At 45.3% G+C, this 18,511-nt stretch carries 19 protein-coding genes; 12 read left to right on the top strand and 7 right to left on the bottom strand.

All coding sequences use genetic code 11. The annotated features are described in order from the left end of the window. Genes N773_RS0115425 through N773_RS0115410 form a run of 4 tightly spaced genes read right to left on the bottom strand, consistent with a single transcriptional unit; the run spans window position 1 to window position 2,763 of the window. Complete coding sequence (locus N773_RS0115425; protein ID WP_024858631.1) at window positions 1-1,035, bottom strand: leucine-rich repeat domain-containing protein; 1,035 nt, start codon at window positions 1,033-1,035, stop codon at window positions 1-3. Window positions 1,036-1,037: 2 nt separating this feature from the next. Continuing rightward, complete coding sequence (locus N773_RS0115420) at window positions 1,038-1,520, bottom strand: hypothetical protein (protein ID WP_024858630.1); 483 nt, start codon at window positions 1,518-1,520, stop codon at window positions 1,038-1,040. A gap of 10 nt (window positions 1,521-1,530) precedes the next feature. Further along, entirely contained in the window at window positions 1,531-2,475 is a 945-nt protein-coding gene (locus N773_RS0115415; protein ID WP_024858629.1) for a uridine kinase family protein, read from the bottom strand. A gap of 18 nt (window positions 2,476-2,493) precedes the next feature. Beyond that, window positions 2,494-2,763 (bottom strand): acylphosphatase, encoded by a 270-nt coding sequence (locus N773_RS0115410; protein WP_024858628.1) that lies wholly within the window; start codon window positions 2,761-2,763, stop codon window positions 2,494-2,496. A 316-nt stretch (window positions 2,764-3,079) separates the two neighbouring features. Here N773_RS0115410 and N773_RS0115405 point away from each other — a divergent pair, with 316 nt between their 5' ends. From N773_RS0115405 to N773_RS0115375, 7 genes are all read left to right on the top strand, one after another. Beyond that, window positions 3,080-3,826 (top strand): DUF4241 domain-containing protein, encoded by a 747-nt coding sequence (locus N773_RS0115405; protein ID WP_024858627.1) that lies wholly within the window; start codon window positions 3,080-3,082, stop codon window positions 3,824-3,826. Beyond that, window positions 3,823-4,299: a hypothetical protein gene (locus N773_RS0115400; protein ID WP_024858626.1), complete on the top strand. Its 477-nt coding sequence runs from the start codon at window positions 3,823-3,825 to the stop codon at window positions 4,297-4,299. Before N773_RS0115405 ends, N773_RS0115400 begins: the two co-directional genes overlap by 4 nt. Window positions 4,300-4,326: 27 nt before the next feature. After that, window positions 4,327-5,079 carry a DUF4241 domain-containing protein gene (locus N773_RS0115395; RefSeq protein WP_024858625.1) on the top strand — a complete coding sequence of 251 codons (753 nt, stop codon included), beginning with the start codon at window positions 4,327-4,329 and terminating at the stop codon, window positions 5,077-5,079. A 54-nt stretch (window positions 5,080-5,133) separates the two neighbouring features. Beyond that, window positions 5,134-5,664, top strand: coding sequence for a hypothetical protein (locus N773_RS0115390; protein ID WP_024858624.1), 531 nt, complete (start codon window positions 5,134-5,136; stop codon window positions 5,662-5,664). A gap of 2 nt (window positions 5,665-5,666) precedes the next feature. After that, window positions 5,667-6,125, top strand: a complete 459-nt coding sequence (locus N773_RS0115385; RefSeq protein WP_024858623.1) for an Imm44 family immunity protein — start codon at window positions 5,667-5,669, stop codon at window positions 6,123-6,125. Window positions 6,126-6,172: 47 nt separating this feature from the next. Continuing rightward, on the top strand, window positions 6,173-8,536 hold the full coding sequence (locus N773_RS0115380) for a glycogen/starch/alpha-glucan phosphorylase (RefSeq protein ID WP_024858622.1): 2,364 nt from the start codon (window positions 6,173-6,175) through the stop codon (window positions 8,534-8,536). A gap of 155 nt (window positions 8,537-8,691) precedes the next feature. Next, window positions 8,692-9,138, top strand: coding sequence for a hypothetical protein (locus N773_RS0115375; protein WP_024858621.1), 447 nt, complete (start codon window positions 8,692-8,694; stop codon window positions 9,136-9,138). A gap of 542 nt (window positions 9,139-9,680) precedes the next feature. Here N773_RS0115375 and N773_RS0115370 read toward each other — a convergent pair. Beyond that, window positions 9,681-10,505 carry a hypothetical protein gene (locus N773_RS0115370; protein WP_024858620.1) on the bottom strand — a complete coding sequence of 275 codons (825 nt, stop codon included), beginning with the start codon at window positions 10,503-10,505 and terminating at the stop codon, window positions 9,681-9,683. 390 nt (window positions 10,506-10,895) lie between these two features. Next, window positions 10,896-11,753, bottom strand: coding sequence for a methylenetetrahydrofolate reductase [NAD(P)H] (gene metF, locus N773_RS0115365; protein ID WP_024858619.1), 858 nt, complete (start codon window positions 11,751-11,753; stop codon window positions 10,896-10,898). Window positions 11,754-12,035: 282 nt separating this feature from the next. On the opposite strand from metF, the gene N773_RS0115360 reads away from it, so the two are divergent. Continuing rightward, the gene (locus N773_RS0115360; protein ID WP_024858618.1) at window positions 12,036-12,983 is read left to right on the top strand and encodes a serine O-acetyltransferase; all 948 of its coding nucleotides are present in this window, start codon (window positions 12,036-12,038) and stop codon (window positions 12,981-12,983) included. 135 nt (window positions 12,984-13,118) lie between these two features. On the opposite strand, the gene N773_RS0115355 is transcribed toward N773_RS0115360, so the two are convergent. Continuing rightward, window positions 13,119-13,874, bottom strand: a complete 756-nt coding sequence (locus N773_RS0115355; protein WP_024858617.1) for a carboxymuconolactone decarboxylase family protein — start codon at window positions 13,872-13,874, stop codon at window positions 13,119-13,121. 448 nt (window positions 13,875-14,322) lie between these two features. Here N773_RS0115355 and N773_RS0115350 point away from each other — a divergent pair, with 448 nt between their 5' ends. The 4 genes from N773_RS0115350 (at window position 14,323) to N773_RS0115335 (ending at window position 18,500) form a co-directional block, all read left to right on the top strand. Continuing rightward, window positions 14,323-15,681: an MATE family efflux transporter gene (locus N773_RS0115350; protein ID WP_024858616.1), complete on the top strand. Its 1,359-nt coding sequence runs from the start codon at window positions 14,323-14,325 to the stop codon at window positions 15,679-15,681. A 261-nt stretch (window positions 15,682-15,942) separates the two neighbouring features. Further along, entirely contained in the window at window positions 15,943-16,611 is a 669-nt protein-coding gene (locus N773_RS0115345) for a response regulator transcription factor (protein ID WP_024858615.1), read from the top strand. A gap of 82 nt (window positions 16,612-16,693) precedes the next feature. After that, entirely contained in the window at window positions 16,694-17,608 is a 915-nt protein-coding gene (locus N773_RS0115340) for an ABC transporter ATP-binding protein (protein ID WP_024858614.1), read from the top strand. Between the two features lie 187 nt (window positions 17,609-17,795). Next, on the top strand, window positions 17,796-18,500 hold the full coding sequence (locus N773_RS0115335; RefSeq protein ID WP_242840402.1) for an ABC transporter permease subunit: 705 nt from the start codon (window positions 17,796-17,798) through the stop codon (window positions 18,498-18,500). Window positions 18,501-18,511 lie beyond the last annotated feature (11 nt).

Here is an 18,511-nt window from a genome sequence, read left to right as displayed (position 1 = left end):
TCAGTAGTCCTTCGGCAGACCGCAGGATTCGCAGGTCTTTTTGAAAACGCCCTTGAAATGTCCGCCGCAGTGTCGGCAGAGTCCCTGCTTTACAAGGAACTGATCCAGCCACGGGGTAGTTGTGAAAACGTCCATATAATTATATGGCAGTTTGCCCATATTTACATTTCTGAGGGAACTGCACCCTGCAAAAGTCCTTACGCCAGAACCGTCATTCTCGAAAGTTTCGATAGATGCGGGAACTGTCACCACCGAAAGATTGCGGCACTCGGCAAAGGCAGAAGCGCCAAGGGATATCACAGTGCCGGGAAGAAGTATCTCCGTGAGACCGAAACAGCCCGAAAATGCGTAAGCACCGATGGTCTTTATTCCCGGGGGGATAGTGAGGGCACGGAGTTCGCGGCAGTCGGCAAAGGCATAACTGCCGATATTCTTGATATTTCCGTGGAGCTTGATGGTAGTCAGGGAGACACAGCCGCGGAAGATATCATTTGCAAGTTCGTGTATAGCTTTCGGGAGTTTTACGGAAGCAAGCTCGGAACAGCCGTTGAATGCCCCTGCACCTATCAGGGTGACAGAATCGGGGATATCCATAGCTGAAAGCTTCACACAGCCGTTGAAAGCGTTTGAGCCTATCCTTGTGAGGGTAGTCGGCATATCCACTGTTTCAAGGGAGGTACAGCCGAAAAATGCGCCCCACATACCGTTGCCTGCGCTCTGTATCTCGGTAACGCCCTCGGGGAGGACTACCCTGTGGACATTTACACAGTCCTTGAAAGCCTGTGCGCCTATGGCTGTAACGCCATCGGGTACGTAGACCACGGGGTCACTGCCGTTATATTTTTCAAGAACACCTGCACGTATCTCAAATACAGGTGCATTTTTCACAGGCTGTTCTTCGGGGATATATATATCCGCTTTCTGCATTGGTACGGCAAAAGCTGCGCCGCAGCTCTGGCATACCGCCGCGGAAAGTCCGCTTTCAACGCGGTTAATGTCCCCACACATGGGGCAGGCAACATCTATCTCTGTCATTTTCAACACTCCTCCGCGACCATTATGGGATAGCCGCTGATATATTTTTTCACCGCGAACGGTGCTCTGTCCGCATATGCAAATATCTGCGGAGCAAGTTCCTTTGCCACAGCCTGTATCTCACACAGGGGGCGTGTCTGCACAACGGGGCAGACTGTTGAAAGTGCTATCACCCTTGTGCCGTTCAGGTCCATCACACGAAAAGGCCATATGCGGCAGTCGAAGGGCTTTTCAGTGCCCATTATACAGCCCTTGTCATGATCCAGCAGTGAGCAGTAATACAAGTCCCTGTCGGGCTCTTTCTGCATTTTCAGCAGATAGTGATCTTCAAGGTCGAGAAATTCCTGATCGGGTCTGAATCCACTGATAATACGATCATGGGTGCTTTTTTCAATTATCGGGGTCTCCCAGAGGTCATAGCTGTCAAAACAGCAGCAGAGCCTGCATTTTGCACACTCCTCGCGGGAAAGCAGTTTTCCTATCATATCGCTTCTCCTAGTCGGTATATATACTTCCGCCGAGGAATTCCCTGACAAGGCTGTCATTGCCGATGAGTTCGGTATCTATGGGATCGACTTCCTCAAGCAGACTGAGTATGCTCTTGTACTTGTCAAAGTCCTTGTAAGTCTTGCTGACTTCCCTCATCTTATCGAGAAGAAGTCCCTTATATGCGGCGGGCTCATAGCCTATGTAGGTATCCAGCGAGAATTCCTTTTCTTCCTCGGCACGGTACTTGAAAGGCAGTATGAACCGCTCCTCACCGCGGGAAACGCTTTTGAACATATCAAAGGTCTCCGCAGGGCCTCTGCCCCTTGAACGTTCATCGCGGATAAGCCTGCGCATAAGTCTTATCATTGACGGGTGAACGAGAGTGCCGTCACTGAGTTCGATACGTGTGCGGACACTGACGTACATACATCTTGCGAAATCACCTGCGCCGCCCGTAACAAGCGGATTAAGGGCGTGTATGCCCTCGAATACGATGATATCATCTTTTCCTCGCTTGAAGAGGAAGCCGTCGGATGATGACTGCTCGGCAAAATTGAATTTAGGTATCATTACCTCCTCACATCGGGATATCTTCTCCATATGCTCGTTGAGCTTGTTGATATCTATCCGCATTGGAGATTCATAATCGGGTGAACCGTCCTCGTTTACTATATGCTCAAAAAAGCCCTTGGGCAGAAAATAGTCGTCCATAGAGATGGTATGGGTATGTATGCCCATATCGTCCAGCATATTATCTATTTTAAGCGCCGTGGTGGTCTTGCCCGAGCCCGAGGGTCCTGCAAGGAGTATTATCGGACGCTCGCGGTGTTCGTCAGCTATCCTTTCGGCTGCACGGCGAAGTTTCTTTTCGTACTTCTCATTGCACTCCGAGATATATCCATTCTGTTCTGCGACCTTGCTGTTGAGTTTATTTATATTGATCTTTTTCATGTTGTGTCTACTCCGTTTTCATCGTATTCTGAACATGGAGTCGCCCTCGGTGGGGATACGCTTGACATCCATGCTTTCAATGCGTATAAATCTGCCGTTATCAATGCTCATAACCGTGCTGTCGATATCGGCTTCGGTGCCTTCAAACTCGGCTTCAACGGTGCCGTCGTAAAGGTTTTTCACCCAGCCTGTCACGCCGAACTGCTGAGCGGCATAGTAGGCGGTATATCGAAAACCAACACCCTGCACACTGCCATGGAATATTATATGCTTTCTTATCTTTTCCATTAACTGCACCGCCTGTCTTACTGCAAAAACGTTAAACTAGAATAGCTATATTATAACATTTTTGTGCAGATTTGTCAATCTTAACCGAAAGAATGGCTTGAACAAAAGCCCGACCCGCAGTACAGTTTATCAGCTGTGAAGTTCTGATGACGATCGGAGTTATTATATTTTCCGCCATAAATAACTGACGTTCTGCATAGCAAGGCACTGATAGTTGTTGTTATATATTGACAAAACGAAATTTATACATTATAATATAGCTATACTTTTTTTACAATTTAAAGTCATTTAAAATGACCACTTGGGAGGATGAGATATGCCGAGTGAAAAATGGTTCGCAGATGTTGAAAAGTACCGAAAAGTACTGGAAAGTCCTGTGGACTTTAACGAATACTTTGAAAGAGATGCTATCTCAGGCGTTAGTATCGTCCGCTATCCCTTTGGTACGTTAAGCGTGCCTACGGGGGAGATAATAGCGGCTGACCCTCTGGCATACCTTTATGACGGCAGTGAGAGTTTTTATATTCGTGTGCCTGTGGGGGAATACCCTGCTGAACTTTGCATTATCCCCGAAATGAACGGCGACTGTGCAAGGAACGCCGCTATGCGGGTAAAATTCAGTGAGAAAAGGGCTGTGAGATATTCACTGGCACTGACAGGCACGGAAGATACTTCCGAACTGGCGGATTTTGGGGACGGCGATTACTGGGGATTTCCTGTTGATGCGGGACTTGGCTGTATCTGTGACAGGGCTTCGGAAAGGGCATATGTAGAACATCTGCGCAAACTTGCGGCGATACATGGTGATGAGTTCAATGCCTATTACGATTTCATGGAAGCGCTGTTCAAGGCAAGCTATGAAAATGACCCTAAATATCAGCGTGAGGGCGGTGACAGACTGGATTTTGTGGTGCCTGATACCGAACTTCACATACCCATATGCAATTCGGGCTTCGGTGACGGCAGATATCCCACATACTGGGGGTTTGACGCTGACGGCGAGGTCTGCGAGATAGTTGTGCAGTTCATAGATATAAAACTGGCTTACGGAGGCGAACAATGAGAACTAAGAAGATAACAATAGCGGTCATTGTTGTGATCATACTTGCCCTCGCGGTAACTGCGGCGCTGACCATGCCCCGCTTTCACCGAGGCGACAGGATAAAGCTGAATATCCGCGTTAAGGGAGTTCAAGCCGATACACTCGATTTTACGGTCGATGACCGTATTCCCGGCGAAGATGATCTTGAAGTCAGGACAAATGGCGACACTGCCGAAGTATCGATAAAAGCCGACAAGTACGCTACATATTCAGTCAGGATCGACGGTACTGAAAAGCCGCTGGAAGTGCGCATAAAGAAGTGGGACTGGTATGAACTGGTGGATGCGGACATCGACTTCACGATATCCGAAAACGGCGTAAGCTATTCAGCCGAGTCATCTGTGACAACAGGCGAAATGCCTTTCAGGACACACAATACCACTTCGGGTATAGCAGAGGAAAAAGACGGATATTATTCTGTACACATTGCATGATATAACACAGCGGAGAGGAGGATATTCATGGTTGACGAAGAGAGATACATGAAACTGGTGAAAAAACACCGCAAAAAGATAGCGGCTGTTAAGGATTATGAAGAGCTTTTCACTCGGCTGGGGGCTGAAAAAGCGGGCAGTATCACACTGACCTCGGGGCGTATAGTTGCTTGCCCCCTTGAAAGCATAGGTGACGAAAGCAGGCATATAGAGTATTATTACAGAGCCCCCGCAGGTACACATACCGTGGAACTTGCAAAGTCTTCCACAGGCAGGAACGCGGCGGTGAGGATAGTATTTTCCGATACACACGCCGTGCGTTACGAACTTGCACTCATCGGAACTGCAGAGGAACTTGACTGTATAAGCGACCTTGAAGCAGGACGCATACCATTCTATGAATCCTGCACCGCGTCTCCGATAATCGTGGCAGATCAGGGTCTTATGCCCGATCTGCTGGAACATCTCGTCGAGAGATACGGCGGTAATGATTACTACGAAAAAGAGGGCAAGAAGCTGCTTTTAGAGAAAAGCACCTGTTCCGAAGAACCCCTTTGCAGCGGACTTATGGACTTCTATCTTGAAGCCGATGATGCGCATTTCCCTATATTCTTCAACGGCGAGGGCGGCGGACATCACCCGATATACTGGGGCTTTGACCACGCAGAGAACATATGCTGCATGATATTCGACTTCGACCTTAAAGAGCTTCAGGGCGATGAAGAACCCCGCGGCAGGACAGGCAATTTCTTTAAGAAACTGCGCCGCGGTGACAGATAAAAAAGCGATACACATATTTCAGGAACTTACCCAAAAAAACAAGGAGATCCGGATATGAAAATTACAATATTACCCACAACAGGCATAGAATTTGACGGTAAAAGGATATGCTTAGGGTCATCGGCGGAGGAAATCAAAGCTGTCCTCGGGCAGCCTGAGGATGAATACACCGAAGACGATATCACACGTCTTTTTTACTTTGAAAGCGAACTGAGGTTCGATATTGACAAGGGCGGCGTGCTGGAATTTATAGAGTTTCTGGGCTTTGATGGTGAACTGAGACCCGTGATATACGGAACTGACGTATTTGAAACAGATGCGGATGAGGTTCTGGATATACTCACAGAAAAGAACGGCGGGGATATCATCGACGAGGAAGACGGCTACAGCTACGCTTTCCCCGATATAGGCATAGGCATTACACGAGATGCCACCCCCGAGAGTATAGATGAGATGATAGCGGAGTACGAAGAGGACGGCGAAGAGATCGATAAGGAAGATCTTGAATTTGAAAAGAGAAGAGCTTCTCACTGGGCGACCATAGGTCTCGGAAGCAGCGAGTATTACGATTTTCTGAGAGAATAAATATGAGCAGAGCTTTTTTCATATCCTCAGAAACAGGCGGCAGGGCGGGAAATGCCCTCAGCGGGATACTCAGGGATATATGTACAAAAATCGACGAAAACAACTACGATATATCGCGTTTTTCAGCTGATATAAAAAGCGTATGCGTGGTGGTGTGCTGTTTTCCCGATGACCTGCGTGCGGCGGGATTTGGCAAGCCGCGAAAGCTGATAAAGTATAAGGAGGGCACTGCGGATATACGTCTGCCCATGCCCTATGTGGATTTCATAAACGCAGATGACGATACAAAGTATCTCATGGCGGTCAGGAATATCACCGATTCGCTGAAAGTGATATGTGAGCGCTGTAAAAAGAGCAGACGTGCATCTTTTGACTGCGATGGAATGACAGATGATTTGCTGGCACGCCTTGGTATACCAAAAGAACAGCTTGAAAATATTGTCGGGGTATGTACCGACTGAATGGATATAATATGAAGGATAATAATTTCCGAAAGGGGTAGATAGAAATGAACACAAACGATTTCAGGGGCGCTCTTGAAAGCGAACTTTCCCGCAGTTTCGGCGTAACGGCGGAGAATGCCGCAGTATGGCAGCTGCATGACAGCATCTCCCGTGTTGTTATGGAGAATATCTCCGAGCAGTGGAAGCAGAGCACCGAACAGCATATGTCAGGCAGAAGAGCTATGTATCTGTCGATGGAATTCCTGATGGGCAGGGCTGTGTACAACAATCTGCTGTGTCTGGGGCTGACAGAGGTAGTTGACGAAGCGCTGAAAGTTCACGGCAGAAGCCTTGCCGAGCTTGAAGATATCGAAGATGCGGCACTGGGCAACGGCGGTCTCGGCAGACTTGCGGCTTGTTTTCTGGATTCTGCGGCGGCTCATGATATACCGCTGGACGGCTACGGTATACGCTACAAGTACGGACTTTTCAAGCAGTCCATCGTGGACGGTTTTCAGCATGAGGAAGCCGACAACTGGACAAAATACGGCGACCCCTGGTCAGTAAGGCGCGAGGAGGACGCAGTTGAGATAACCTACGGCGACCAGAAAGTTCTGGCGGTGCCTTATGATATGCCGATAATCGGCTACGGTACAAAGAATATCGGCAATCTGCGCCTTTGGCAGGCTGAAAGTGCTGAGGATTTCGATTTTGCGGCATTTGACAGCGGCGATTACGACGGCGCGGTAAAATCCCAGAACGATGCTGAGAATATCTCCAAGGTGCTTTACCCCAATGACAATACCGACAAGGGCAAGGTGCTTCGCCTGAAACAGGAGTATTTCTTCTCGGCGGCTTCTGTGACCGATGCACTGCGCAAGCACAAGGCACGCTTCGGCACACTGGATAACTTAGCAGACTACGTGACCATACAGCTGAACGATACTCACCCTGTTATAGCTATCCCCGAACTTATACGTCAGCTTATAGCAGAGGGCTATACCTTTGATGGGGCTTTCGGTATCGCACACAAGGTGTTCAACTATACAAACCACACCATTATGGCAGAGGCACTTGAAAAGTGGGACAGCAAGGTCGTTGAAAAAGTTCTGCCCGAGGTTTATGCGGTCATACTCCAGATAAACGAGAAATTCTATGCCGATATGTACGCACGCCGCATGGACAAGGCGCAGATACGCGAGATGGCACCCATCGGTGACGGCAAGGTGAAGATGGCGTTCATGGCGATATTTGTAAGTTCCTACGTAAACGGCGTTGCGGCTATACACACCGAGATACTGAAAAATGACGCTCTCAAAGAGTGGTACGAGATATATCCCGAGCGTTTCCAGAACAAGACCAACGGCATAACACAGCGCCGCTGGCTGGCACTGTGCAACCCCGAACTTTCATCGCTGATAACCAAGCTTCTCGGGAATGCGGACTGGGTGAAAGACCTTGACGAACTGAAAAAGCTGGAAAAGTACGCCGATGACGAAAATGTGCTGAAAGAGTTCATGGCTATCAAGGAAGCTAAAAAGCATCAGCTGGCAGAATTTGTAAAAGTTCATGATGACAAGGATATCGACCCTGACTGGATATTCGATATTCAGATAAAGCGTCTGCATGAGTACAAAAGACAGTTCCTCAACGCCCTCAGCATACTTTATATCTACTTCGGCATAAAGGACGGAAGTATAAAGGATTTCACACCTACTGTATTCATCTTCGGTGCGAAATCAGCCCCCGGCTACCGCAGGGCTAAGGCGATAATCAAGCTTATCAACGAGATAGGCGATTTCGTCAATGCTGACCCCGAGACAGCCGATAAGCTGAAAGTTGTATTCGTGCAGAACTACAATGTATCATACGCTGAAAAACTGGTATGTGCGGCTGATGTATCCGAGCAGATATCAACAGCAGGCACGGAAGCAAGCGGCACGGGCAACATGAAGCTGATGCTGAACGGTGCGGTAACTCTTGGCACCTATGACGGCGCTAATGTTGAGATAGTTGAAGAAGCAGGCGAGGAGAACAACTACATCTTCGGTGCGAGGGTGGAAGAACTTGCAGAGATAATGCCTGAGTATGACCCACGCGAGATACTATTCAAAGATGAAAAGATCAAGCGGGTTCTCGACAAGCTGATAGACGGCACATTCTCCGACGGCGGTGTACCCTCGGATCAGGAGGGTTCATTCCGTGAGCTTTACAAAGCCCTCACCGACGGCGCAAGCTGGCACGTTCCCGATCATTACTATGTTCTCGGCGATATCAACAGCTACGTTGAAACAAAACTCCGCCTTAATGCTGATTACAAGGACAGCCTTGCTTTCGCACGAAAATGCTGGCTGAACATCTGCAATGCAGGCAAATTCAGTTCAGACAGGACTATAAAGGACTACGCTGAAAATATCTGGAAGATATAATAAAACAATATCAGGCATCTATAAGAAAGATACTCATATAGAAGTTTTAAGCCATAGTATTTCTGATTTACATTCAGAAGTACTATGGCGTTTCTGTTGACTGTTATTTATAACTGTGCTATAATTGATGTTAAGACCAAATCGGAATTTAGATGATGAATATGATTAAGGAAATTGATATGAGTGATAAATTAAATAATACCGATGAATTGCCTGTTCTCGAACCGCTTATGCCCGGAGAAGATCCCCCACCTGAGCCTATCTCACAATACAGGAATCATCAGGATACCGAAGACAAAATAGCAGAAATAATGGCTCAAGCCCATATAAAGAGAGGAAAGTCGGAACTACGAGAAAGTATTATGCAAACTAATACTATCGTTTATTTATTGGTATTATTGGTTTTGTTCATTCTAAGTATGGAGTTTCTTCCGTCTTTTCTTGTAATACCTGTGATCATGTCTTTTTTGGTCATAAAAGTTCTGTTAGCTATGAAGAAGCAAGACCTTGATCTGAAAGGTGCTATAAAGGATAATATTGTTTTAGTTTTACTTACAGGATTATTCGTTTTTTTGGCAATTCTAAATATTTTTGATAAATGATTTCACTTGTTAATTCTGATTTATCTTAGCAACCGTATAAAATAGGATGCCCCTAAGCGCTTAAACGCTTGGGGGCAAAACTTCTATATGGGTATCCGTCTTTTCTTCGGGTGTGGCTGTTTTTTATGAAAAAATGCGTGTAAACTTTTCGTTAAATAGCTAATCAGGAAAACTGAAAACGTTTACTGTAATCGTATACTTTGAAAAAATCGCCCGTTTTTATTTAAGATACACAAAGGGGATAAGATTTTATATTGCATAATGCCGATTGAATATTGTATCAGATTATGATAACATATAGCGTAAAGAAGGATATAGCCGCTTATCTCCCATAGGGTAAGGGCGGTACGCGGCGGACATTGAGCGCAGTTGATAATGGCTTTGACTGCGCTCGGTCTTTTTAATGAAGCTTATATGGATATGGGTAATGGGTATATATAGTTTGGACAAAATGCGGGGGACGGATGTGCTTGAAAGTACAACCGTCCCCCGCATGATTTTACAATAGTTTTTTTGGGAGAACTATTTTTTATTTCAGGATATCACTGTGCATTCAGTGCAGTCTCGATAGCATCTGCAAAATCGAACTGACCCTCATATACTGTCTCATAGGAATTATAGTCGGTAACTGTCAGATCAACCTTGTAGCCTTTGCTGTATGCTGCTTCAACACCATAGTTTTCAGCATCTTTCAGCAGAGTGCCGTCAGTCAGTTCAAGCTTAGCAAGAACATCGGTGAGTTCAACAGCCTTGATGCCGATGCCGTCAAAATAGAGATAGCTTACAACAGGATAAGTCTCCTGTCTTGCAGAACCTGTGGATATCAGCAGTATAGCGCCGTCATCGAGAGCGATATGAGTGTTGGTGCCGTTAGCCTCACGGTAATTCTCGCAGGGCAGCCAGTTCGCGCCGCCATCGGTGGAATTGAATACGCCGTAATAAACGCTGCCTGCTGCTGCGCCGCCCTCAAGGGGAACGATAGCGTAAGCCTTGCCGTTTTCGTATGCATTTGCAAGACCCATCTTGTTCAGGTCGCTGAAGGTGTTGCCGCTTTCAAAGGTGTAAGCTGCGATGCTTGCAATATCTGATTCATGCTGACTTATCTCAGGCTCAGTATCCTCGGGAGCTGAGTCATCGCTCTTTGAGCTGTCATCATCAGCCGCGGAGCTGTCCTCTTCTGCGGTAGGCTCTTCTTCCTTTTCTTCCTCAGCGGTGGTATCTTCCTCATCTGTTACAACGCTGTCGGCGGAAGCAGTGCTGTTTGTATCAGCCTTGCTGCTGTCGTTATCCTTGGTATTGCCGCAGGAAGCGAATGAAGCAGTCATCATTGCCGAAAGTATAAGTGCTGTAAGTATTTTCTTTTTCATGATTTGTCCTCCTTTATAGATATATGCTATAAATTTTGTTTTTGGCTTTTTACAAACAACATTATAGCACCATTATCCATTCAAGTCAATTACGAATTGATGTCAATTTACACAACTAAACAGTTAATGTTTTGTCATATTGAATAATTGATTTTGAATATAACTACTTAAATAAGATATCTGATATTGTATGATATCTATAAGTTGATACAAAAATATGGAAAAATTATCTTCTACAGATTTACAGGAGAGTAACAATGTAATTGTTTTGTGATGTGATAATTATATGTATAATGAGTGTGAAAAGCCGTAAAATCAAATATCCCGCGAGTTTTTTCTCTCGCGGGATATTTTACTGACTGTGAATATAAATAGGAGGTAGATCAGTTATCAGTTGAACAGCGACTGCACAGCTGCACATATCTTGGAAGCTATGTAGGGGTTGTTCATTGTATAAAGATGTATGCCGTCAACATCGTTGGCGATAAGGTCAACTATCTGTGATACAGCATATGCAATACCCGCATCACGCATAGCGATGGGGTCGTTCTCGTACTTCGACATTATAGTAAGGAACTTCTTGGGCAGTCTTGCATGGCAGAGGCTTGCCATTCTTGCGATGGTCTTGGGATTTGTAACAGGCATTATGCCCGCCTCGATAGGAACATTTATACCTGCGATGGCAGCCTTTTCCCTGAAAGCGTAGAAGTCTTCGTTATCAAAGAACAGCTGGGATATCAGCTGTGAACAGCCTGCGTCTACCTTTTCTTTCAGGTGCTTTATATCCTCAATGCTGTTATCTGCTTCGGGGTGAGTTTCGGGATAGCAGGCACCTATGATATTGAAATCGCCCTGTTCCTTTATAAGGTTTATCAGCTCGGATGCATATTTGAAATCGTTGTGGGGCGGTATGTTGGGGTTTATATCTCCGCGCAGTGCAAGTATATTCTCAATGCCCGCCGCTTTCATCTGTGCCAGTTCAAAAAGCACTTTCTCGCGGGTGAGATTTATGCAGGCAAGGTGTGCCACAGGCTCGATGGAATATTTTTCCTTTATCATCTCGCATATACCGATGGTAGCGTTGCTGCCGTTTCCGCCCGCACCGTAAGTCACGCTGATGAAATCGGGCTTCTGGGGCGCAAGGCCGTCGATAGTGCTGTAAATACTGTCTATAGGAGTATCGCTCTTAGGTGGGAACACCTCAAAAGAGAGCGTAGTTTTATCTTTGAAAAGCTCGCAGGTTTTCATTTTATCCTGTCCTTTCGTTATTGAATAAAATTATATCCTACATATTCTATCACATTATCCTGATATAGTCAACTACAAAAATCATATAAAATGGTATAATAAAAAACTATATCAATTTTTAATTATCAAACCTATGGATCTGTTTCGTACAAGCAAAAGGGTGAACAGGATCAGCAAAATAAATCATTGACTTTATCCCAGTAATATGATATAATATATAAAGTTGGTATAAATTACCGTTGATATAGAATATCAATGCAACAGCGTAAGGAGCGTTTTCTGATGAGTACATTTGAAGAAACAGTCGGCGGTATAGTCAATGAACTGCTTACAGATCATGAAAGCGAAAAAGTCGGCGAGAACATAAAAATATTCAACCACCCCGATAAAGAGATAATCATAGATATCATCTTCAGCCTGAGAAAGATCATATTTCCCGGCTATTTCAGGAACAGGGATATCAAGGTATACACGATGAAAAGCAACCTCTCCATGCTGTTGGAGGATGTTATTTTTAAGCTGACCAAGCAGATAACCATTGTGCTTGATAACGATGACGAGGACAACAGTGATATCCTTGACAGGGCACGGCAGATATCCCTTGAATTTGTTAAGCGACTGCGCACCATAAGGGAGTATATCCTCACCGACGTTCATGCGGCTTTCGACGGCGACCCTGCCGCTTACAGCGAGGACGAGATAATCTACTCCTATCCCGGACTTTTTGCGATACTCGTCAACAGGATAGCCCACGAGCTTTTCCTGCTGAATGTGCCTATAATCCCCCGAATGATGACCGAGTATGCCCACAGCGTAACAGGTATAGATATCCACCCCGGTGCTACCATCGGCAAGTACTTTTTCATCGACCACGGTACGGGCATAGTTATCGGCGAGACCACTGTTATCGGCAATAACGTGAAGATGTATCAGGGCGTGACTCTGGGTGCCCTTTCCACAAGAGGCGGTCAGGCGCTGAGAAGCAAGAAGCGTCACCCCACCATTGAGGACAATGTTACCATCTATTCGGGAGCATCCATACTCGGCGGAGATACGATCATCGGCAAGGACGCAGTAATAGGCGGTAACGCATTCATAACACGCTCTATCAAAGAAGGCGCGAAGGTAAGCGTAAAAAATCAGGAGCTGAGATACAACTACGATGCCGCCCACCCCGTTGAGCGAATGGAGATAGAAGACGACGACACTGCCTGGTTCTACATGATCTGAACGATATTTTATAAATTTCAGGATATAATCATAACAGCAAAAGCCCGTATGCAATGTTTTCATTTTTTTGAAGACACCGTATACGGGCTTAAATATTTGTGTATTATTCTATTGCAGTAACGATCTGACCCTTTGTTATTTCAGAGCTCCGTAATCCTCGTCAGAAACAGCCTCGCACCATTCCGTACTTCCGTCCTCGCCCTCGATCTCTATTGCAAGATGTGAGAACCACGAATCGGGTGCCGCACCGTGCCAGTGCTTGACGTTTGCGGGTATATTCACGATATCTCCCGGGTGAAGCTCTCTCGCTTCCCTGCCCCATTCCTGATAATAGCCGCGGCCTCCGACACATATCAGCATCTGACCGCCGCCGCTTTTAGCGTGGTGGATATGCCAGTTGTTGCGGCAGGCAGGCTCAAAGGTCACGTTGAAAACAGAAAGCTGTTCTTTTGATACCTGAGCAAGGTAGCTCTGTCCGACAAAGAAATCACCATAAGGGTTCGGCTCACCTATCGGGAAGAAGATCTCGTTCTGATATCTGTCCTTATCGGTCTGTTCGGGAGCTTTCTCGTTCCATACATCTTTTGCAAGGCCAAACACTGCCCATGCGTGGGGCCAGCCTGCATAGAATGCCGTATGTGTAATGATCGCTGCTATCTCTTTCTGCGATACGCCGTGATTTTTTGCATTCATCAGGTGGTATCTGAGCGCATCGCTCGTCACGCCCTGCGACATCAGTGCTACTACGGTTATGATACTGCGTGTTTTCAGGTCGATATCGGTATTGTTCCAGTTCTCACCGAAAAGAACATCATCGTTATAATGTGCAAATTCGGGTGCGAACTCACCGAGGGCATCTCTGCCCGCTGTCTGTACTATCTTCTCAGCCATATTTCTGCCTCCTTAAAGCCATTCAGCGGTCTTATTCCTTGAAACGCCTGTATAACAGACGTTTGCATGATATACTATAATTATACCACAGGATCGCTGAAAGGTCAACAGGAGAAAACGTCACGCAAAACAGCCTTTTGAGAGACCGCAGCAGTTTATGTACTTCGTTATAAAGGCACAAGTTATCCGACAGGATATAGCTTTATACAATTTTTATGAGCAAATATTACACTTTTCCGTAAAGGGATATGATATAATTTCTATATGCAGAAAAGACTATAAGATCTCTGCGGTGACAGGCTGTGCGAAACTGTTTATAAGACCGTTTCCGTATTTTACGAAAAATTAAGAATATATCATAAAATGCCTGTTGTAAATGAATACCACCTATGATATACTTTTCCAACGGTAATATATTATAGGATAGAATTGTGAGGGGTAAATTATAATGAAGGATCTGACAAAAGGCAACCCTACATGGCTGTTGCTGATGTTTGCCATACCTATGCTGCTGGGAAACATATTCCAGCAGTTTTATAATCTGGCAGATACAAGGATAGTCGGTCAATATCTCGGTGAAAACCCGCTGGCTGCTGTCGGCGCTACGTCTTCGATCAACAACGTTATTATCGGTTTCATGCATGGACTGACAGGCGGATTCAGTCTGACTGCCGCCCGTGCATTCGGTGAAAAGAATACCGAAAAGCTGAAACAGACAGTTGCGGCAACGGTGGTACTCGGAGGAGTGACCTGTATAGTGCTCACTATACTGAGCCTCCTGTTCATCGATCCGCTGCTGCACGCTATAAATGTGGAACCCGACATATACAAAGATGCCAGAAACTACATAACAATGATACTCGGCGGCATGGGAATAATCCTCTGCTACAATGCTATGGCATCGCTGATGCGTGCTATCGGCGATACGGTCATGCCGCTGGTATTCCTTATATTCTCGGCATTCGGAAATATATTTCTTGATATACTGTTTGTAAAATATCTGAGATTGGGCATAAGGGGCGCTGCCGCTGCTACTCTTATCACTTCAGGTATGTCGGCTGTTGCCTGCTTTATCTATATGAAGAAAAAATATCCGTTCCTCATACCATCGGCTGAGCACTTCAAATTCTCACGCAAGTTTGCAGGTGATATGTATGCATCCGGATGTTCAATGGGACTTATGAATTCTATGGTAGGTCTTGGTTCACTTATAATGCAGGGTGCGATCAATGACCTCGGAAAAGATACCATCAATTCTCATATCGCCGCAAGAAAGATAAGTGAGATGTGCATGATGCCCATGATGGCATTCGGAGGGGCTGCATCAAACTTCGCAGGTCAGAACTACGGTGCAGGGAAATATTCGAGAGTACGCAAGGGATTATACAGTGCCACCATGCTTACCTGGATATGGAGCGTACTCGTCATCATAGCTGTTTATATCGGCACACCTTTCTTCGTACAGGCAATTACAGGTCTGCACAAAGAATACATTATAAAAACAGCAAGTCAGTACACTCATTTCAATATGCCGTTCTATTTCATTCTCGGTATAATATTCGTGTTAAGACATTCCCTGCAAAGTGTCAAGGTCAAGCTGATGCCCACAATGTCAAGCTTTATCGAGCTTGTGGGAAAGATCATCGTATCCTTCCTGTTTGCACCGAAGATAGGCTATAAAGCTATAATAGCAGCCGAACCCATCTCGTGGCTGTTCATGACTCCCGTGCTTATATGGGGATTTGTAAGCTGCAAACAGCTGAAAGAACCCGACGTTCCCGATATCGGCACAAAAACACTTGCCTGAGCAGGAAAATAATTATCCCACAGTTTCACGGACAGGAACTGTGGGATATTTTTGTTTCATATTATAGTTATAACTCTGAAGGGCTTTATTACAAGAAGTGTACGCTGACAGCTGCGGATCTCTTCATAGTCTGTTTCACAGACAGGATTATCCTCTGTAAACCCTCACCCATTATTCCGATGATGGCCGCAGTTCCCTCTCCTCTTGAAATAACTGACAATAAATGCTATAATATAACAAGAAATCACACGAGGTGAAACTATGTCAGAAATACTTATAATAGATGATGATTCGCATATCAACGATATCGTATCCAAAGCACTGCGGTCCGAGGGGTATTCGGTAACAAGTGCCTATTCCGGAACCGAGGCGCTGCTGCTTCTGAATAATTACAGACCCGATCTTATTCTGCTTGACCTTATGCTGCCGGGGCTTTCAGGGGAAGAACTTCTTCCGCGCATCGGGGATATACCCGTGATAGTGGTCAGTGCAAAAGCCGATGTGACAAACAAGGTCGATCTGCTGATAGGCGGTGCGGCAGATTATATCACAAAGCCATTTGATATGAACGAACTTCTCGCAAGGATACTGGTACAGCTTCGTAAAAATGCAAGATCTGACGAAAGATCATTTCTAACTTATCATGAGATCACACTTGATATGGATAAACATACTATCTCAGCTAAAGGGAACGAGAATAAACTTACAAGAACGGAATATGCCATTCTTAAACTGCTGATGTCAAATCACGATCAGGTAGTGGCAAAGCTGACGATATTAGACCGCATCAGCCTTGATACCCCTGACTGTACCGAAGATTCACTGAAAAGCCATATCTACAATCTGCGCAAAAAACTGAAAGCACTGACAGGCAAGGAATATATTTCTTCGGTATGGGGCATAGGGTTTATGCTGACCGAAAAATCTTGACTATTTCTTCACTTTTTTCTTCACTGTTTTCTTTACTTTTCTATTTTATAATATTTTCAGAAACAAGTGAGGAGGTCACATTATGGAATATGTTCTGAAAACAAACGGTCTGTGCAAATCTTATCGCCGATACCATATCCTGAACGGTCTTACTATGAATGTCCCTAAGGGTTCGATATACGGTTTCGTCGGCAAGAACGGCGCAGGCAAAACAACGCTGATAAGATTGATAACGGGTTTGCAGGATCCTTCAAGCGGTGAGTACACTTTATATGGTACAAAACATACGGACAGCAGAATTTCAAAAGTACGCAGACGTATGGGTGCTGTGGTGGAAACACCTTCCATCTATCCCGATATGACTGCAAAGGATAATCTCATACAGCAGTACCGCACCCTCGGTATTTCGGATTTTGACGGACTTGAGGATATCCTGAAGCTGGTAGGACTTGAAAATACAGGAAAGAAAAAGGCGAAACATTTCTCACTCGGTATGCGTCAGCGACTCGGCATCGCAGTTGCCCTCTGCGGAAGTCCCGATCTTCTTGTGCTGGACGAGCCTGTAAACGGTCTTGACCCACAGGGCATCGTGGAAATAAGAGAGCTTATACTGAAACTCAACCGCGAGAAGAATATCACAGTGCTTATCTCATCCCATATCCTAGATGAACTTGCAAAGCTTGCCACACATTACGGTTTTATCGACAGCGGCAAGATCATCAGGGAAATGAGCGCCGAGGAACTGAACGCCGTATGCCGCAAGTGTATGCGCCTGACTGTCAGCAGCACAGCGATACTGGCAAAAGTCCTTGACGATATGGGTATAGGATACAGTGTTATCGATGATAACCATGCGGATATCTACTCAAAACCCAACATCACACAGCTTACACTTGCCCTTGCAAAGGAAAACTGCGAAGTTATTTCCTTTGAGGAACACGATGAGAGCCTTGAAAGCTTCTATCTGTCATTGGTGGGAGGTGCTGTAAATGCTTGACTTGTTAAGTGCAGGTATCCACAGGTACCTTAAACGTCCGCTGACTTATTTATGCTTTGCTGCATCACTTATCTGCGGCATTACGTATGTTATTACGTCTGTTCAAACCAGCGAGAATGTGGATTTCTTTTTTCCTGATGACTTTTACTTTATTTTCAGTATTATTGCAAATACTATTTTATGTGTTATGAATATCGGCACAGAATTCAGTTCGGGAGTAATAAGGAACAAGATATCTTCAGGGCACAAAAAGCATATCGTTTATCTTTCCGAAGTGCTTATTACAGTTCTGATATCGACTATCATGTTCTGTCTTACAGCTGTTCCTCTGGTCGCCTATCATATAGCTTATTTACAGAGAATGAACTATCTGATACTTTCGCTGGCGCTGATATTTACAGCCTACATCTTTATCGGCATTATGATAGTGTTCGTATGCTTTGTCACTGCAAACCGAACAGCAGCCGCGATTATCGGGGGCTTACTGGTCTTTCTGGTAAATGTTATCGGCTATAATGCAGATGGAATGCTTGATGAACCCGAATTCTACAATGTATATCATCAGGCTAACGGGGATTACTTTACGGTAGCAGGTGAATTACAAGAAACCGAGGATATGGACGACATAGTAGAAATAACACAGGAAGAAAATCCTGAATATCCCCGCGGTATCAAGCGAAATATCGTAACGGTGATCCGTGACAGTAATCCGAATGTATCCATCAATTCATTTATGTCATACTGCTATTGCACAAATTACTCTGAAGAACTGTATGAATACGAGAAAGAATCTCATTCGGAAATGGTGAGAAGCGAAGCATCGATGTGTATAGCAGCAGTACTCATAACGATCTGTGGTGCTTTGATATTTAAGAAAAAGAATTTGAAATAAGGGAGCCATGT

The sequence above is a fragment of the Ruminococcus albus AD2013 genome (assembly GCF_000526775.1).
In the GTDB taxonomy this organism is placed as follows: domain Bacteria; phylum Bacillota; class Clostridia; order Oscillospirales; family Ruminococcaceae; genus Hominimerdicola; species Hominimerdicola alba_A.
This window is presented reverse-complemented; position numbering and strand designations above follow the sequence as displayed.

Bases quoted from the DNA above. Each gene is read 5' to 3' on its own strand.
- N773_RS0115335 (WP_242840402.1), top strand. From the start codon at position 17,796: ATGAATATCGGCACAGAATTCAGTTCGGGAGTAATAAGGAACAAGATA.
- N773_RS0115425 (WP_024858631.1), bottom strand. From the start codon at position 1,035: ATGACAGAGATAGATGTTGCCTGCCCCATGTGTGGGGACATTAACCGC.
- N773_RS0115395 (WP_024858625.1), top strand. From the start codon at position 4,327: ATGGTTGACGAAGAGAGATACATGAAACTGGTGAAAAAACACCGCAAA.
- N773_RS0115375 (WP_024858621.1), top strand. From the start codon at position 8,692: ATGAATATGATTAAGGAAATTGATATGAGTGATAAATTAAATAATACC.
- N773_RS0115405 (WP_024858627.1), top strand. From the start codon at position 3,080: ATGCCGAGTGAAAAATGGTTCGCAGATGTTGAAAAGTACCGAAAAGTA.
- N773_RS0115350 (WP_024858616.1), top strand. From the start codon at position 14,323: ATGAAGGATCTGACAAAAGGCAACCCTACATGGCTGTTGCTGATGTTT.
- N773_RS0115415 (WP_024858629.1), bottom strand. From the start codon at position 2,475: ATGAAAAAGATCAATATAAATAAACTCAACAGCAAGGTCGCAGAACAG.
- N773_RS0115410 (WP_024858628.1), bottom strand. From the start codon at position 2,763: ATGGAAAAGATAAGAAAGCATATAATATTCCATGGCAGTGTGCAGGGT.
- N773_RS0115400 (WP_024858626.1), top strand. From the start codon at position 3,823: ATGAGAACTAAGAAGATAACAATAGCGGTCATTGTTGTGATCATACTT.
- N773_RS0115340 (WP_024858614.1), top strand. From the start codon at position 16,694: ATGGAATATGTTCTGAAAACAAACGGTCTGTGCAAATCTTATCGCCGA.
- metF (WP_024858619.1), bottom strand. From the start codon at position 11,753: ATGAAAACCTGCGAGCTTTTCAAAGATAAAACTACGCTCTCTTTTGAG.
- N773_RS0115360 (WP_024858618.1), top strand. From the start codon at position 12,036: ATGAGTACATTTGAAGAAACAGTCGGCGGTATAGTCAATGAACTGCTT.
- N773_RS0115385 (WP_024858623.1), top strand. From the start codon at position 5,667: ATGAGCAGAGCTTTTTTCATATCCTCAGAAACAGGCGGCAGGGCGGGA.
- N773_RS0115390 (WP_024858624.1), top strand. From the start codon at position 5,134: ATGAAAATTACAATATTACCCACAACAGGCATAGAATTTGACGGTAAA.
- N773_RS0115420 (WP_024858630.1), bottom strand. From the start codon at position 1,520: ATGATAGGAAAACTGCTTTCCCGCGAGGAGTGTGCAAAATGCAGGCTC.
- N773_RS0115345 (WP_024858615.1), top strand. From the start codon at position 15,943: ATGTCAGAAATACTTATAATAGATGATGATTCGCATATCAACGATATC.
- N773_RS0115380 (WP_024858622.1), top strand. From the start codon at position 6,173: ATGAACACAAACGATTTCAGGGGCGCTCTTGAAAGCGAACTTTCCCGC.
- N773_RS0115370 (WP_024858620.1), bottom strand. From the start codon at position 10,505: ATGAAAAAGAAAATACTTACAGCACTTATACTTTCGGCAATGATGACT.
- N773_RS0115355 (WP_024858617.1), bottom strand. From the start codon at position 13,874: ATGGCTGAGAAGATAGTACAGACAGCGGGCAGAGATGCCCTCGGTGAG.